A 16,645-nucleotide genomic window follows, 5' to 3' on the forward strand; every position below is an offset into this window, starting at 1 on the left:
TCCTTGTCTTGTCACATTCTCATGCTAATGTAAGTAAGGCTAGACATGGGATCTAGTCCTTTTTTGCCGTTAACGTACTTCCTTATTCTCCTTTTGGCTCTAACCAACTAACCACTCTGTCCTCGATCAGCTCACCAAGAGTACCTTTATAATTCTTCCGATAAGGTTTCGTAAATTCTTCCTGCAACCAACTATTCCTTGTTCTCTGCCAATTCTCATAGATGACTAAATCATTAGGTTGATCCAAATCATCAGATAATATATCGCTAATAATAATGATTTCTCGTTATAATTGTTATTGTTTTATTACTTTATCAGCATACTTCTAAATGAAAGATTCTTCTGTAATCTAATTCACACATCTTTTTATACAACTAAGCTTTACCATTTTATATTATCCCAAAAATAGTCTGATTTATTATTTTCACATTTTCGATTTAAATAAACGTCTTTGGAGTCTATTGTACAGACAGTACCCACATACTTATGGATTCAGTCATATCATTGAAACAAGCCTAATCTATAACCATTTATAAGAAAAAGGCTGTTGGATTACCAACGGCCTCTTAGGATATTTCATTAATAAAAAAATTATCGTCGTTATCCTCTACTTTGAACTCATTTTTTCGGCAGCTTCTTTTGCCGTCCATGAGCCACTACATAGCAATCCGAAATTAAGCTTTCCAGCATTATAGGCATCCATGCCTGGAGCAGCGGTTGCATCATGAATGACAGCAACTTCAAACCCTTGTTCAACAAGCTCTCGCATATGAGAATCAACACAAATATTAGAGTTCATTCCTGCGAGTAGGACTTTACTAAACCCTCTTTTACGTAATTGCAAAACGAGATCCGTTGATTCTGGTCCAAAGATTTTATGTGGACTTGTAATAATTGTCTTCCCATCTTCAATATAGGGTTTATACAGTTCATAAAAATCTGCTTGAGATGATTGGGGCACTTCAGTTTGTGGGCTAGTTACGTCAAACAATTTTAGATCGTGCATCATTTTTTCACCGACACTCAATATCTCCCACTTATGGTCATGAGGATAATAATAATGTGGTGAAACAAAAACTTGATAATTGTGTTGCTTTGCTGTCTTAAATACTAGTTCCAGATTCTCGATCATATTGACTTCTTTAATAACATCTTTCGTTAATTCATAGCCAGAACCAGATGGACTTAAGAATGCATTTTGAGGGTCAGTCACAACAATCGCAGTTGTTTGTTGGTTAATTTCCATGTTTTACTCCTTCAAATAGATTTAACAAGTATCACCTATTGCTGTATACTCATTAATTTTTTGTTTTAAAAACGCTTTGCTCTGAACGCCAACAAATGTTTCTAATTTGTAACCATCTTTAAAAATCATTAAAGTAGGAATACTTTTCACATCATACTCTGATGCAATGTCAGATTCCGCATCTATATCCACTTTAGCAATTGTAGCCTCACTCTTCAGTTCTTTAGCTATTTCTTCTACAATAGGCAACTGTATCTTACAAGGACCACACCAAGTTGCATAAAAATCTACAAGTGTAACTCCATGTTCAATTTGCTTATGAAAGCTATCCTTAGTTAACGAAATAACATCCATTATTATAACCTCCTGGTGTTTGATAAATTCATCATAATTCATACAAATATTTCTCTAATCCCTTTTTACACAAGCGTTTTACTCCAATCATGAAACATAGAACCTTCAAGGAACTTCTCGCAATCTAAAGCTGCCATACAACCACTTCCAGCTGCAGTAATGGCTTGTCTATACTTCTTATCTTGCACATCGCCGCAGGCAAACACACCCGGAATGTTAGTTTCAGAAGACCCTGGTTTTACGATCAAATAACCAATGTCATCCGTATCTAACTGGCCGTCAAGGAATTTTGTGTTAGGTGTATGTCCTATCGTAACAAAAATGCCTTCTGTTTCGATAATCTCTTCTTCAGATGTGATATTATTGAGAACTTTTAACCCAGTTACCCCTCGTTCCCCTGATAGCACCTCTAAGGGGGTATTATTCAAGCTCCATGTGATTTTTGGGTTTTGACGAGCACGGTCCTGCATAATTTTTGATGCGCGTAATTCCTCACGTCGATGAACTATTCGTACCTCTGATGCAAATTTCGTTAAGAAGTGTGCTTCTTCCATAGCGGAGTCTCCACCACCAACAACAATAATCTTTTTGTTACGGAAAAAGAACCCATCACAAGTTGCACAAGTACTAATACCTCGTCCCACATTTTCTTTTTCACCTGATATGCCAAGGTATTTCGCGGAGGCACCTGTTGATATAATGATGGAGTTTGCTACGAGTTCTTCTCCTCCTTCAAGAGTTAATTTAAAAGGTCGGTCGGATAAATTCACTTTATCAACCCATCCTGAACGAAACTTTGCACCGAATCGTTCTGCTTGTTTTCGCATATTTTCTATCAACTCTGGTCCCATCATTCCTTCTGGAAAACCCGGAAAATTCTCAACCTCAGTAGTGGTAGTTAATTGTCCACCTGGTTCAGGACCTTCAATAATAATTGGTTCTAAATTTGCACGAGCTAAATATATTGCAGCGGTAAGTCCAGCGGGCCCAGTACCGATAATGATCGCTTGATTCATTTGATTTCCTCCTTAATTGCTGGAACAACTAATAATGTTTAGCAATATGTTATTTGTTATTCCCCTTCCATCCTATTCGATTATGCGGATATGATTTAAACACCATAAAAAAAAAACCGCAATTTAGTCCGGATTCCTCTTTTTTAAGTCTCGTAGATAGGGCATTTCTTCTGATAATATATTAACCTAGCTTAATACCGATCAAAGCATTATCTTCTGGTGTGCCGAGCCAATACCCATAAGTTATCGCAACTTCAACAAAGTGTTGTAATACCTCTAGCGAAGGAGGTCCAGGTGGCACTGTGTCAACAGGGCGCCCAATTTCATTGAAAAATCCCCCCATTTTTACTGTCGATACGACTAACAATGTTACTGTCTCGTTAGAGGAATTCCTCCAAGCATGTTTTACATCTCCAGGGATATCAACGGTCTCACCAGCTTTTACTGTTTTCCAACTGTCTTCCGTGAATGCTTCAAGTTCCCCTGCAAGAACAACAAATGTTTCACGATCATCATGACTGTGAACAGGAACGATAACTCCTGCTGGAACTTCAGCCTTCATGAGGGAATAATCCTTATTTTCTATTAAATCCGTTACGAGTTGAATACGTGGTCCCATGACATCTAAAACTTTTGACATAATATATTGTGCCTCCTAATTTATAATGTTTTCAATGTTTGCAGCAATTTAACTTCTAGAGTAATTGGAGGTTAAGCTAACTATTTTTTATATTCTTACAACGACAGTCGCTATATGTTGAACCGGATTTATTGAGTCTTTCAACTCAATTGCTCCTCCTTATCTGCTCTCCTATTTTAAGGCTAACCATTTATTTATTCTGTAATCTATTCTACAGACTATTATTGGAAGTGCCTTACTACTGCTGGCATTTGGAAAAGGAATAGTTGGAACGAATCTATATTTCCCATAATTCCAATTCTCCCAATGATATAATTAGTGTATTACTTATTTATTGAAAACCTCATAAAACCAGCAGTTCAAGAATTAATTTGAACTGCTGGTTCTATTGCATACATTTGAATGTTATTAGTGATAATAATCGAATTCAGAAAAGGTTGTGAATATTGCAGATATTAATAAATAAGCACTTATAAACTAATAGTAAAGAAGGTAAAATTATGAGTAATACGATCATATATGGACTGACATTACTTTTGCTGGTTCTCTCCTATTGGAAAGACAAAGGAAAGACCAAACGATCTTTAATGAAAGCATGGAAGTCTTTCGAAAATATTTTGCCTCAATTACTTGGGATCATATTTATAATGGGCATTTTACTATCAATCCTTCATCCAGAAACAATCAGTCATTTCATCGGCTCATCCAGCGGTTTTATTGGTGTACTGATATCCGCAATTGCAGGTTCTATTGTTATTATCCCTGGTTTTGTTGCTTTTCCTATGGTTGCCCTGTTATTACAAAAAGGGGCTGGCGTCATGCAAGCAGCGGCATTAGTGTCTACCCTTTTGACAGTGGGTATCGTCACTGCACCTTTGGAGATGAAATATTTCGGAAAAAGGCTAACACTTTCTCGAAATATCGTGGCATTTCTATTCTCTCTCTTTGTGGCTATGATAATTGGCTGGGTGGTGGGCGCATGAGAAGAATAATTAAACGATACAGGTTTCCGTTATTGACTATCATAGTTTTAATTCTCTTGTATTTCTATAAGGGGACTGTCGGATTGAATGCTATAAAGGTTTCCACATCAAGTCTGAAAGCAATGATGCTTGTCATTCCCCCCATCTTTATATTAATGGGACTTTTGGATACTTGGGTACCAAAGGAAATCATGGTGAAGTACATGGGAGAAACATCTGGCTGGAAGGGGATCTTTCTAGCTTTTCTTATTGGTTCTGTTGCTGCTGGTCCGCTCTATGCATCTTTTCCGGTGGCTGCGGCTTTCATGAAAAAGGGTGTCAAGTTCAGGAATATTATGATTCTCATCGGTGCTTGGTCCTCAACGAAAATACCAATGTTGCTCTTCGAAATGTCATCTTTAGGATCAACCTTTGCTTTAACCCGGCTTCTAATCAACGTTCCAGGGATCATTCTGACTGCATTCTTGCTAGAAGCCATGACATCGAAAGAACAGAAAGCTGATCTATACCAAAAAGCTGAACGATTATAGATTCCTTTTATGTAACTGCAAGCCCCCTTTAGTAAGAGAGTGTTACTTGTTATTGTAAGCAAAAATCTAGGCTTCTGATCAATCTCAAGTAATCGCTAGCATCCTGATAATTTGCGGGCTGGTCACTGCAGTTGATGACATTCGTTAAGATTACATACCTAAAAACCATTGTCACACACAGTTCTAAACAAGCTTTTAGTTTTCATATGAATCCGACTATTTCTCACGCAACTCTTCCATTTTCTTCCTGTAGTTTTCGTCGGCTTATGAAAATATCACCAACTTGATTCAACCATAATGCGATGTACTCCACGATTTCCCACAATAGTAATACTTCCTCCTTCCTCTTCGCGTACTAGGTCCAGTATACTGCACTCTTGGAACTAGGCTAAGGTAAGGTACGCATCAGCATAGCGGGTTTCGGAAACGCGTAAAACAATCCTGTATCAGCTACTGCTTTGATAACAGGACTCAAAGTAAATCTTCTTTGAGCATATTGAACAATGCTTGCTTCCAGACACTGAAGGCGACTTAGGATTCACTTAAAAGTAATACTAAGTCGCACGGAAGACTTTACAGTTAAAAGCAAACACAGTTAATCATTGAAAGTACAAAATAATAATCACATGCCATTATCCCTGCAGCAGCTTTCCACTAATTAAGTATTTAATAGTCCGAATAAAAATAATAACAATAACAAATGTAGTCAAGATAAGGATAAAAGCTGCAATGACCTTAGTCGGCCATGTGTTTACATACAGGGCATACTTCAAAGCTGCATTGCTAAGAACAGCCAATGGAAAGCTTACTGCCCACCAAGCCGTACTAAACGGAATGGACTTATTAACTGACTTGAAAAACAATACCATGAATAAAAAAAGACCAAAATAAAATAAAATTGATGCAAATATATCAATAGATTTTGTCATAGATACATATGCAAGAAAGCCAACCTCAGAAGGTGCAATCAAAATTAACAAAGAGGGGTTCATGCCTGCTGCCATAGGTTCGTGATGGATCAATCGAGTAAAAATCATAGTCAAGAAAATGAGCGACGAAACGCCCCCTACCGCTATACAAAACAAGTTCAATTCATGAATCCAAGCAAACGGCATTGCAACCCCCGTAACTGGTACATTCAAAATGGCAACAGCAGGAATTAACATGGCAGGAACAGCATGTCGTGGATCCTGTTTAACCTTAAATAAACGAGATACCATGAAGTAGCTTAATAATATTGTTAGACTTGTACCTATTATCCATATCGCTTGCCCAAGAATTTGGTTGTAAGGTAAAATGACTGAAGAAAGAAGTAAGATAGCAACGGTGATCGCTCCATAGAAATTACCGCCAATTGGGTTTGAAAACTCTGAATAAATAACACTTGGGAATTTGAACCACTTTATGGCAAAAAAAACACTTAGAAGCACAAACATAATGATACCCATCAAACCAATCAATTCTGCAATCAGCGAGGAGGTTCCAAACAGATTATGAGATAACCTTCCAGCAAGCGAAAGTCCTGATATGCCCATAACCGACCCAAATGAGTTAACAGATAAAAATTTTAATTGTTCCATTTTAGATGATCCCATGGGTGTATCCCTTCTTTACTACATATTTTTAGATTAAGCAATTATAAGAAAAAGGAACAGCTCCTTAAACTTCAAGTAGCTGAACCTTTTTAATGAAAAACTTTAAGTTGATTTTAGGAAAAATGTTTACCAGCAGTAATCGTAGTTCCCCATTCTCCGAATGCCGAGTAGAAACCAAGTTCTCTACTCAACAAGAATTCTGCTGCACGAGTGTATGGACCTTGACGGTAAGATTTCGTTTCTTCCTCTGCCAGCCAAGTCTCCTTAGAACAATTCCAAATTTCGTAGAGTACAATTTCATCAGGATCATCAACGTTTTCATGTACAATCCCATTTACAAAAGTAGGTTCTTTTGACATTGTATCAAAGAGCGGTTTTAGGTTATCAAAAAAAGCTTGTTTATCTGAGTTAGCTTTCAACTTAAAACGAGCAATAATGACGGTCTGTTCTGTTTTATTCATTTTAAATCCTCCAATTATAATAATATTTTTTCCGTTCATTCTTAGCATTCATATATTAATTTCGTGCACTAATTCTTACACTTAGCGCTTGCCCGAATTGTGTTTTCATTGGTTAAATCCTCCAGATTGGAAATTCACATCATTAAATCTGAGCAACTCCGCCGTCTACGAATAACTCAATTCCATTAATATAACTACTTTCATCTGAGGCGAGGAACATTACAGCATTAGCAATTTCTTCAACAGTTCCAACCCTGCCTAGTGGAGTTATATTGGTAGCATGTTCTAGAACAGAATTAGTATTCTCAGCGAACAAATAATCATACGCTGGCGTATGAACAAATCCAGGGCTTAGGACGTTTACACGAATTTTTGTCCCTTTTTAATCAAGAATCCAGTTACGAGCCATCTGCCTAGAACCCGCCGTTAAACCAGTCATGATTATAGATCCAACGTTATCGGGGAACAAAGGCAGGGCTTTTTGAACAGTGAAAAGCGTTCCTTTAACGTTAACATCAAAGGTTTTATCGTAATGCTCTTCACTAAAATGTCCCTTTGAACGCCAGTTACGTTGTTCCCTATTTGTTTACCGCTACATCAAGCTCCGCTTGTCTGCGTCCTGTAATATATACATGAGCACCTTCTTTTGCAAACTGCGTGGCTGCTTGGAGGCCAATTCCGCTTGTGCCTCCTGTTACTACTGCTACTTTCCCATCAAATTACCCCATATTCTTATTCCCCGCTTACTTACGTTTATATAAAATGATTAATCTGAAGTCGGCTTGTCTACAAATACAGTCAAGGAATGAATCGAACCATTCTCTACAGCAATGAAGTCTTGTCCAGTAATCACGATTGAATTCTCAGATGATTCGTACCTCCAACTAAACCTCGCTTGATCATGATGTTCGTCTACTGTACCGGGAATAACCGTGAACACTTTTCCAGGATTTTTGGCTTGTACTTCATCAATAAGGTCATCTAGAGCGTTATGACCAACAATTACATCGGAGAAAAACGGATCAAACACCCGGCAGTTTGATGTGTATGCTTCTTGAATTTTAATTCTTCTCTTCTTGGAGTCTGTTTCACTCCATATTTCAATGTGTTTATTTATTAATTGTTCAATTGTTGAGCTCATTTACTTTTCTCCCGGATACATCAATTAATAATGCACATTGGTTAGTATGTTTTTACATTCACTCTATAATGCAATCAGCTGATTTTTATCAATTAGGTTAATGCTTCGTGGCCACAAGAGTCATTATGGAACAAAAGTAACTAAAAAAAAAGTACTTACTTTCTGGTTATATAGTATGTAAAAAGTAATATTTAAGCTTTAATGCGGTATAAAATTTATATGGAAATTGATTCTAATCTGTTATTGTATGAAACTTTCCTCCGGCAACTGGTTGCAACATCATTAGCAAGGATCAACTCCTGCACCAAAAGTGTGCTAGCTTCGCTGATTTGTACCGCAATTGATGAGGGATTGCTGCCGCCACTAATGACAACAATTTCCATATTTGCAAGATTCTACTGAAGTTTATTGAGCTATCGTTCATCGTTAGCACCAACAGGCCACCAAGTTTATCACTGGCAGTCTGTCTATCTTTATTTATGCGATATATTCTATTTGTGGTTTTTCAGTGTTTCCGAGCAAGTTTAATATCCATAATACTCATAACCTAAATTAGATACTCTAATTTAACTATCCTCCCGTTACTTCAACAAAATTGATACAGCCATCCATTTTTCAATCAATAATGCTAACCATCAGTTATACTGTGTATCAAGAAGTGCTTTCACAACTTCCGGAGTCAGTCCCTCTCCCGCATAAGAAATCAACGGGGAAATTTCGATATCCCTGCCTTCGAGCACGGAGGGGGCTGCACCTGCTTCCAAAAGCCAGCGCTTATACAAATCCTGGACAAGTCGGCGTGCTGTCGCCGGGCTGTCCTTGCCTTCCTTGTTTTTGACAGGGGCGAACTCTTCGTCTCTTCGTACTTTCAACACCGTCATACGTTCGGCGAGCGGGAAGAAATCAAAAATGAATTTTTCAAATTTAAAAGCGTTGGGCGATGTCGGCTGAACCGTATTGCCCTGATCGTCTATATATTTGACCGTTTTATGGGCCGCGTGATAAGGAATATGCGTATCCGCATACCGTTCTATAAAATCAGTACGAAACAGATGGATCGAAAGGTTGCCCAACCCGTATTTCAAGTGGCCCGAGCTATCCGTTTCGTACATTAGCTCTTTAGGCACGTCAATGTATTCCACGACAGCGGGTCGGTCGCCTTTTAGGCAAAGAATGCCGACATTTTCCTCGGGGTAGGCTTTTTCCACGACTTTGGTGGCAATCGGATGGTTACAATGTGCAGCAGCTCCAACAAACAGCGGATCGGCAACCCGGATTAAGGCATTATCGACATTGTAATAGAAAAGCCACTCCACTCGCCGACGTTTTAGGTCGTCCAAGGCGCCGGATTGCTTCATGGAAGCAAAGACGTCGCCGTTCCCGATGGGGCTAAGGCCGATTTCGTCCTTGGCAGATAGCAGGACGCGTCCTAGGGAATCCAGTGCTGGTAGGACATTTTGCCGGAAGAAGAAAATGTCGTCCGGGGCATAGCCGAAATACTCCGATGCATGAAAATATCGTACCGTTTCCTGATGATTCTCCGGGCTGGTCATAATGTACCAGGGGATGAACTGGCCGGCTCTACGGGACAAGTTGAGCAAGCGCTCAGCTTGCAGTTGGAACAGCGACTTTCCTGACTGTAGCCCGATGTTATAGGTACCCTTCGGTCCTTCGTGCCCTAGTCGGCTTCCCTGCCCTCCAGCGACGACAAGAGCCGCGACCTTACCTTGACGAAGCCGGTCCCAGCCGGTTTGGGTTAATTGCTTCCGCTCCTCCTCGCTGTAATCTTCCGAATCGTAAGCATCTATAGGCGTAATATCGTAGGTACTTACTAATGGCTGCTCCATATGATGAAAAAGCTCGTGGAGTTCGGCAAAATCCAACTGTTCCATCTGATCCAGCATTTTGCTCTTTGAAGTTTTGGATAGAAAGGGGTAAAGTTTGAGTATTTGCTCCTGGCCGTAGGCTTGCGCCTTTTTATAGAGTTTGTCATATCGGTTATCCACGGAAAACCTCCTATGTAAAGATTACGAATTGCATCGTTATTCCTTGATTTTATCATTGGGAAAATTACCATAGATTAAATCGAAGTGCAATTAACTAAAACAAGCGATAGATCTGTTCCATCGCCGCGGTATCAGAACTCCGATAGTTGAATTTCATTCTTCAGCTTCAAGTAGTCTGTGCTGCTTCATATGCTTCATTCACTTTATTTTTAAAAAGATTTTTTCCATGATTATTTTAGTTCCGATAGTATTTTGTCGTTATAAGGATTTGGGTCCATATCGCCTCCAAATCCTATCCACGCATCAGAGACTGCCTCACCCTTTTCATCTGAATAGGCTATTTCAAAGGGAGCTTGTGCATGCCTTCATCTTGGTGAGCTATCCCGTACAGACAGTTTAGCTCCACAATGAGTTGTGCAAACGCCACGCTTACAACCTACTTTCTCAATATACGTTCCATTCATGATTATTAGTTCTAGGCACGTTCGAAGTATTCTGCCTATTTAATGTAATGGAGGCTGCCGTTCATGTCGGCACCCTCCCATTGGTGTGTTCATTGAGCTATACAATCCGTTAGCATAACGATCGCTCCTCGATTAATGCTTTTTTCCTCACCGAAAAACAAAAGGATCTAGACGGTTCATTTGGTTACCACCACACAAGGGATGAGCGGCCCAACCCCAAGATCCACAAGCCGCATGATGACAAAGGCTATGAAATTTATATGTTTATCAGCGGCGCCGGCAACTATACGATTGAAGGAGTCAGGTACGAACTGGAGCTTTTCATTCTGATGATAAATTCGAATGAGCTCCATGTGGTAAATATCTCCGACGAAGTCCCGTATGAACGTGTAGTACTGGGCTTGGATGAAAACCTGCTACCTCCTTTTATGCTGAACAGCGTTGATTTCTTCCGCACGATCAAATTCCGTAAGCTGGGCCAAGACAATCAAATGAAACCCCAAAACGTCATCAACAGCGGACTTCTGGATCTATTTTCCAAGCTGCGTCAGCTTCTTCAGGAGAATAATGCGGAGAGTGAATATGTCGCAAAATGTGTCATTGTTCAGATTCTATTCACGATCAATCATATTGCCGAAGTAGGGTTGCCAAGACCTAATATAAAAGCAAATTTCAAAATAGCCTCAATTCTTGAATTTATCAATGCCAATCTGGATCAGGAGCTTGACCTGGATTCATTAACTCAGAAATTCTTTGTTACCAAATCCTATCTATGTCGTACATCTAAAGATGTAACCGGCTTTTCTGTTAATCAATATATTACGTATAAAAGAATTCGAATGGCGGACGAGTTGATCGTGCAGGGATACCCCCTACCCAGGCTTGTTTCATGTCCGGATTTAAAAGTTACTCAAATTTTTTCCGCTCCTACCGCAAGCTCACCGGGTATACGCCAAAAGCAGGGAAAACCAAATAAGCAGTAACGGCAGACAAAGAGAAATGATCCTTAAGAATAAGGATCGTTTCTCTTTGTCGCTTATTTTTCTGTTCTATATTGCGAGTTCAGCCAAGTTGGCTAAATTACAAAAACGATATTGTGGCTGTAAGCTATCACTTAATCACTGACATTCCAAAAAGTTGCTAATTGACTCAATATAGAATTTCTTTTTTAATTTCCATTCCCAATATCTACGTTTCACATCTTCGCGTTGCAAAGTCATTAAATAATATTTTTCTTGGACATCTGAAATTCTTCTAAATGACTTTAGTTCTGTTTTCTTCAAATACCCTTTTACAGAGTATTCTTCCATTTTTTGCACGTTTACTTTTGAACAAGAGATTAAAACATCAGAACCGAATAACCTAAGTACATCTGAAGCACAGTAGCTCACCTGTGTCGTTAACATCGTAAGTGACCCAGTTTCTAAAGGGATAGTTTTTGAAGATCGAAAGCTTTCTGCAGCCTTGGCTCTGGAGCGCTCAATTTTCCAAGTATTAGTTAAATGTGCCTTTCTTAGATGAGTTTCTTTCCATACACTAACTTTTTGCTCGAGCGGTAAAGAGAGATACTTATTGCATTCACTATTAGCTACATGAAAATCTTCCTTTCCGAATTGATTCAGAGTATAGCGAAGGTAATTATTTCCTGGTATACAAAATGGTTTGAGTTCTAGTAATTGCTGTTTGGATAATAAACCAGATTCAACAATAGATATATTTGGAAGTATACCTAGATCGAATAAATATTCGTTAAATTCCAAGTGATTGTATTCATATATTTTAGAATACTGAAATTGCCCAACAACCCCAATACTTGTCCAAATCATTCGTTTTCTATTTAATGCTTCTTGATCATCACGTATTAAAAGCTTCAAAAATTTCGATTTAAATTCAAGTTGTTTTAATTCTCTGTATGCGCCTAAAATGCCTTTACTTACACAAAAAACAAAAAAAAAAAAAAAATGTGATATTCCATAAATAAATAGAAAACGGAGCCCGCAAACCCGCGGCGCTCCGTTATTGTTGTTTCAGAATTCGTTAGAACTTCATGAACTCCGGAGTGAAATTGAATGTTTGTTGCAGAATTCCTTAGAAAAAAAATTCAACCTCCATAAAGTGATTATGCATAAATATTCATTCGGTTTTATGTCCCCAAAATAACCCTCTTCTTGTGTAAGAAAGTTATTGAAACTGCTATTCCAAGAACAAGAAGAATTCGAGTATACTCCTTCGATACTCAGTTTCGTTTACCTCACGTTTCTTTTTCCATCTACTCTACGCTGTAATTTGAAATTCATTGAGCGAAGTGCTATAACTACATAAGTTTACTAATTATTCTAAAGCTATCAAGCGAAAAAGCCACCTACCAATTCGAATAAAGTTCACCCGTTAAAATGAACTTTTAGACCGCCTTGGATAAAGCGATTGAAATGGAGTGGTGGCTTTTTTATCATTGGTAATTACCTAAATTCAGATAAGATGTTGACTTTGTAACCAACTGTGAACTGACTGCTCTAATTTAATATACTGATGCTGGACTAATGTTGGGAAAATTGATTTAGTAACCGCGAGTAGCTGTTTAATTACTTCATTTTTATTTTTCTGAAAAGTAATAACTTCACACACCATATCTGTTATCAAGTGCCTTTGATTTGTTGGCATGCTTTCTAGCCATATCCACTTTAAAACTTTTGAACTAATGTCAATTGCATATTCATGACTGAGTTCAGCTCGTCTCAAATATCCTAACAATTTACTTATTTTATCTGATATGAGGTAATTATTTGCATGCAAATGATGAATTAAAGTCTCAGCATTTATCGGAAGCAGCGTGTAACCCATGTTAAGAAGTTCTCCGAACGAGTCAAGAAATTTCTCATTAATAATCTTGCCATTGACAAACATGAGAAATAACCACTCATAAACATTAAATGATTCTACGCCGTAATTATCTCTGGCGTATTTCCTCACCACATAACTGTCAACCATCATGTTAATCCCATTTTCAGAACAGCTCTCAATTGGAGATTGAAGGAAAGCCATCCTTTCATCTTTTTCCTTATTACTTATTTTGTTACCTACCTTTTCACAATTTGCATTTATCCAATTAATAAATTCTTCGTGCTGACTTATATATGCATTCATATGCTCCATAGAATTTTCTGTATGAATAATTTTCCCATCTATATAGGCTAATGTTGCATGCCCCTTTTCACTTATTGCTTTCTTCTGGATGAATTCCTCAAACAACTTGTTGAAACTATCTTGATGAATATAGAGCGTGTAATTAAGGGCAAGTACGTCAAGTAGATTAAGCTGTCTTAATGTAAGTAATATAGAAGGGTCACATAAAATTCCTTTGGAATCCGCGGCAACCTGCAATCCCTTTTCAATTTCAACTTCAATGTTATCTTGAAGTACCCAAAAATCTAAATCTGCACTATTAAAAAAATGCATCCATGTTTCATAAGGACCCTTTCCAAGAAATTCAGCCATAAAACTTGGGGGCAATTTATTTTCCTGGACCACTTGAGTTGCTCGCTCAATTGATTCGCTTTGACCTTTTAGCTGATTTAGAAATTCTTCTGAAATAATGTTATCTTCATTCATAATTTTAAACGGAGTAAATAGTGGATCTTCACTTGGGAATTTATCTGTGAAGTTTTCACATACATATTGATAAGCCTGAACCCATTCATCCAAGGGTTCATTGATATTCTGTGTGATTTGTAGAAATTTCATGAAATAAAAGCGCCAAACATCAGGATTGTCTTTTGCGAGTTCAAACATCTTATATGCGTAATCCATCGCCTTACTGTAATTGTGTGCGCTTAAATAACTAACACACATCAATTGATAATTCCCAAGGGATGGTTTCTCTTTTATTCTTTTCTCAATTGAATTCAACATTTCAAGGCATTTATCCGTAAATCCAGATCTGTAAAGACAGTTTGCATATCTACATAAATATTCAATATCATTTGTTTTTTGAAACAACACCATATAATTATCTTTAGCAATATCAAACCAGCCGAAGTCATAATAAATGGATGTAACCGTTTCGCTCAGCAATCGATTGTCAGTAGGAGATTCATGATATAGTTGAATTATTTTTTCATATTCACCAATTTCGTAAAGCCCTCTAACGTATCGATTAATTAAAGGCTCATGGTGTCGCCAATATGGGATTCTAACAATAAGCTCCGTTACTTTTTCAAAATCGTTTATTGATCCTCTATTGACATATGCTTGGGATAAATTTGTTGCTGCTTCCGCAAATACCTCGCCATCCAAATGATTAATACATGACTCCCATAGAATAACAGCTTCGTTCCAGTCATGAACAATCGTAGCATAATAAGCCTTTAAACATTGAATCCCCACTTCAAAAAAGTGTTCTGCTTCTAGTGTTTGAATAAAAGTCTCAATTTGAGAATGATTCAACGATTGCATCAGGCTGTCTAAATAAACAAAATAATATTTCAAGGCTGACTGAGTTTGCATATTCAGTAAAGAACGCTTTTCTTCAAACAATGACTTGGCGAGTTCTGGCTCACCTGAATCAATATAGACCCTACCCAAAGTGGTAATATCATTAATTTCGAATACATTCGCATCTATTTTACCAGTAAGTAGCTCAATTGATTTTCCCCAGTCTTGATCACATAAACAACAGGAAAGAAAATTTCTAAAAGTAAACTCTCTATTTTCCTGTTTGTGATTATACACCCATTCAAAAAAAACTTTGGCTTCTGCAAAATGTTGGTTTCTAAACGCAATTGCTGCCTTTAGTTCCTTGATACGCATATTGACATTGTCATTTTGCTTATCTAGTTTCTCCAATTTATTCAATATAGGCATAATCGTTTTATACACTTCGTCTGTATTAACAATTTGATCATGTATGACCTGACTATCCAGCATTAGTGTCTGGATCTCGCACTTCATTAGCAACCAAGTAAAGTTATCAGGGTCCGTTATTAATTCATTATTAGTAAGGTCTAATGCTAGATCGTACTTTTTGTCATTTATTAATAAGAAAGCATTTAATTCTTTCAGATCTAGATCTGAATGCTCTTCAATCATTTCTATAGCAAGTCTATATTGACCTTGCCTGCTGTAGATATTTATTAAATTCTCTAGATTCCTTTGAGTAAATCCTTCCTTTTCAATTGCTAAATTCACGTATCTTAGCGCTTCGTCGTAATGACCCTCAAAAAGGTGAATTAAGGAAGTAATCCGATTCTTTCTGGCAACATCTTGGCAATAAACAATGGAAGCATGTAGGTAGGGTATTGCCTCTTTTTCTTGACCATTTAGAAAATAGCATGAACCAATTGCCGCGTTAAGTTCCATAAGTTCGTTTTGACTCAAGGGCTTCTTATTCAATCTTTCTAACGCTCGTTCACGGGCAGTCTTTACCTCACCTGACTTTATTAAATCATTCAGATCGCTAATCGATACGGGCTCAAAATATGCGTTAATAACATCAAATTTCTCTAATATTTGGCTTTGTGAGGTTTGTATGCTTGTAATACCTTCTTTGATCTCTTGCTCCAACGAACTAATACTTGATAAAATTTGTAAAAATTCTGGGTCCCATTTTGAATCCTTGAAATCATGAATTTTGCTATTAATTGTTATAAAGAACGCTAAGAGCATGTCTTGATATCGAGGATACAATTCCATATAAGGCAATAAATTGAGTTTCTCAGTTTCAATATGTTCAGCTGGAACACCTTCGACAATCCATCTAAATACTTCTTCTCGATTAACTTTATCTCCTAGTAAATCATTCAACAGCTCATCAGGAAGATCATACAAAGCTTTAGAATCATCATATGCCGCAGTAAACATTGCTTTGACTTTTGATGAATAGTTGTCTTGGGTCCACTTAGTGTGTAAATCACGAATGAGCTTACTATTTTTTACTCGTGGCATTACAAATCCTAAAAATAATGGTGCGATTTTCGCAAGAATAGTAATTGCAGCCAAGCATACTCACTCCAACCCTGTTGTATAATATTTACAATAAGTGTACCACTACAGACGATATTAAGACTAGCGAATATAGTTGATTTTGAATTAAAAGTTTATGTCATTTTGAATTAGATAATCTTTATGAAAAAACAACAGATCCGAAATATTTTGTCCTACTAAAACGTAGATATCCTCATATGCTAATGGTGGGGACAACTCATGTGGAGAGG

13 protein-coding genes and 1 pseudogene are annotated in these 16,645 nt (G+C 37.6%); 3 read left to right on the forward strand and 11 right to left on the reverse strand.

Features of this window, described 5'->3' with window-relative positions:
• Nucleotides 1–607 precede the first annotated feature (607 nt).
• From ACUN27_RS26660 to ACUN27_RS26675, 4 genes are all read right to left on the reverse strand, one after another.
• Nucleotides 608–1,246, reverse strand: a complete 639-nt coding sequence (locus ACUN27_RS26660; RefSeq protein WP_315954777.1) for a cysteine hydrolase — start codon at nt 1,244–1,246, stop codon at nt 608–610.
• Between the two features lie 21 nt (nt 1,247–1,267).
• On the reverse strand, nt 1,268–1,600 hold the full coding sequence (gene trxA / locus ACUN27_RS26665) for a thioredoxin (protein ID WP_326063386.1): 333 nt from the start codon (nt 1,598–1,600) through the stop codon (nt 1,268–1,270).
• Between the two features lie 65 nt (nt 1,601–1,665).
• Nucleotides 1,666–2,616: a thioredoxin-disulfide reductase gene (gene trxB / locus ACUN27_RS26670; protein ID WP_326063385.1), complete on the reverse strand. Its 951-nt coding sequence runs from the start codon at nt 2,614–2,616 to the stop codon at nt 1,666–1,668.
• Between the two features lie 181 nt (nt 2,617–2,797).
• Nucleotides 2,798–3,256 (reverse strand): cupin domain-containing protein, encoded by a 459-nt coding sequence (locus ACUN27_RS26675; RefSeq protein WP_445559810.1) that lies wholly within the window; start codon nt 3,254–3,256, stop codon nt 2,798–2,800.
• Between the two features lie 500 nt (nt 3,257–3,756).
• On the opposite strand from ACUN27_RS26675, the gene ACUN27_RS26680 reads away from it, so the two are divergent.
• Nucleotides 3,757–4,239 carry a hypothetical protein gene (locus ACUN27_RS26680; protein WP_315954781.1) on the forward strand — a complete coding sequence of 161 codons (483 nt, stop codon included), beginning with the start codon at nt 3,757–3,759 and terminating at the stop codon, nt 4,237–4,239.
• Between the two features lie 83 nt (nt 4,240–4,322).
• Complete coding sequence (locus ACUN27_RS26685) at nt 4,323–4,769, forward strand: permease (RefSeq protein ID WP_315954782.1); 447 nt, start codon at nt 4,323–4,325, stop codon at nt 4,767–4,769.
• Nucleotides 4,770–5,401: 632 nt separating this feature from the next.
• Here the strand turns inward: ACUN27_RS26685 and ACUN27_RS26690 are convergent.
• From ACUN27_RS26690 to ACUN27_RS26710, 5 genes and pseudogenes are all read right to left on the reverse strand, one after another.
• Nucleotides 5,402–6,349 (reverse strand): SLAC1 anion channel family protein, encoded by a 948-nt coding sequence (locus ACUN27_RS26690; protein ID WP_445559811.1) that lies wholly within the window; start codon nt 6,347–6,349, stop codon nt 5,402–5,404.
• Nucleotides 6,350–6,477: 128 nt separating this feature from the next.
• Nucleotides 6,478–6,825 carry a putative quinol monooxygenase gene (locus tag ACUN27_RS26695; RefSeq protein ID WP_445559812.1) on the reverse strand — a complete coding sequence of 116 codons (348 nt, stop codon included), beginning with the start codon at nt 6,823–6,825 and terminating at the stop codon, nt 6,478–6,480.
• Between the two features lie 142 nt (nt 6,826–6,967).
• Nucleotides 6,968–7,502, reverse strand: a pseudogene (locus ACUN27_RS26700) (SDR family oxidoreductase).
• A gap of 89 nt (nt 7,503–7,591) precedes the next feature.
• Nucleotides 7,592–7,966, reverse strand: a complete 375-nt coding sequence (locus tag ACUN27_RS26705) for a hypothetical protein (RefSeq protein ID WP_445559813.1) — start codon at nt 7,964–7,966, stop codon at nt 7,592–7,594.
• 635 nt (nt 7,967–8,601) lie between these two features.
• Nucleotides 8,602–9,972: a UTP--glucose-1-phosphate uridylyltransferase gene (locus tag ACUN27_RS26710; RefSeq protein ID WP_445559814.1), complete on the reverse strand. Its 1,371-nt coding sequence runs from the start codon at nt 9,970–9,972 to the stop codon at nt 8,602–8,604.
• Nucleotides 9,973–10,696: 724 nt separating this feature from the next.
• Between ACUN27_RS26710 and ACUN27_RS26715 the strand changes: the two genes are divergently transcribed.
• Nucleotides 10,697–11,419 carry an AraC family transcriptional regulator gene (locus ACUN27_RS26715; protein ID WP_445559815.1) on the forward strand — a complete coding sequence of 241 codons (723 nt, stop codon included), beginning with the start codon at nt 10,697–10,699 and terminating at the stop codon, nt 11,417–11,419.
• A gap of 135 nt (nt 11,420–11,554) precedes the next feature.
• Here ACUN27_RS26715 and ACUN27_RS26720 read toward each other — a convergent pair whose 3' ends face one another.
• Nucleotides 11,555–12,310 (reverse strand): hypothetical protein, encoded by a 756-nt coding sequence (locus tag ACUN27_RS26720; RefSeq protein ID WP_445559816.1) that lies wholly within the window; start codon nt 12,308–12,310, stop codon nt 11,555–11,557.
• Nucleotides 12,311–12,905: 595 nt separating this feature from the next.
• Nucleotides 12,906–16,430, reverse strand: a complete 3,525-nt coding sequence (locus tag ACUN27_RS26725; protein WP_445559817.1) for a tetratricopeptide repeat protein — start codon at nt 16,428–16,430, stop codon at nt 12,906–12,908.
• Nucleotides 16,431–16,645: the final 215 nt, after the last annotated feature.

The sequence above is a fragment of the Paenibacillus sp. WC2504 genome (assembly GCF_052682475.1).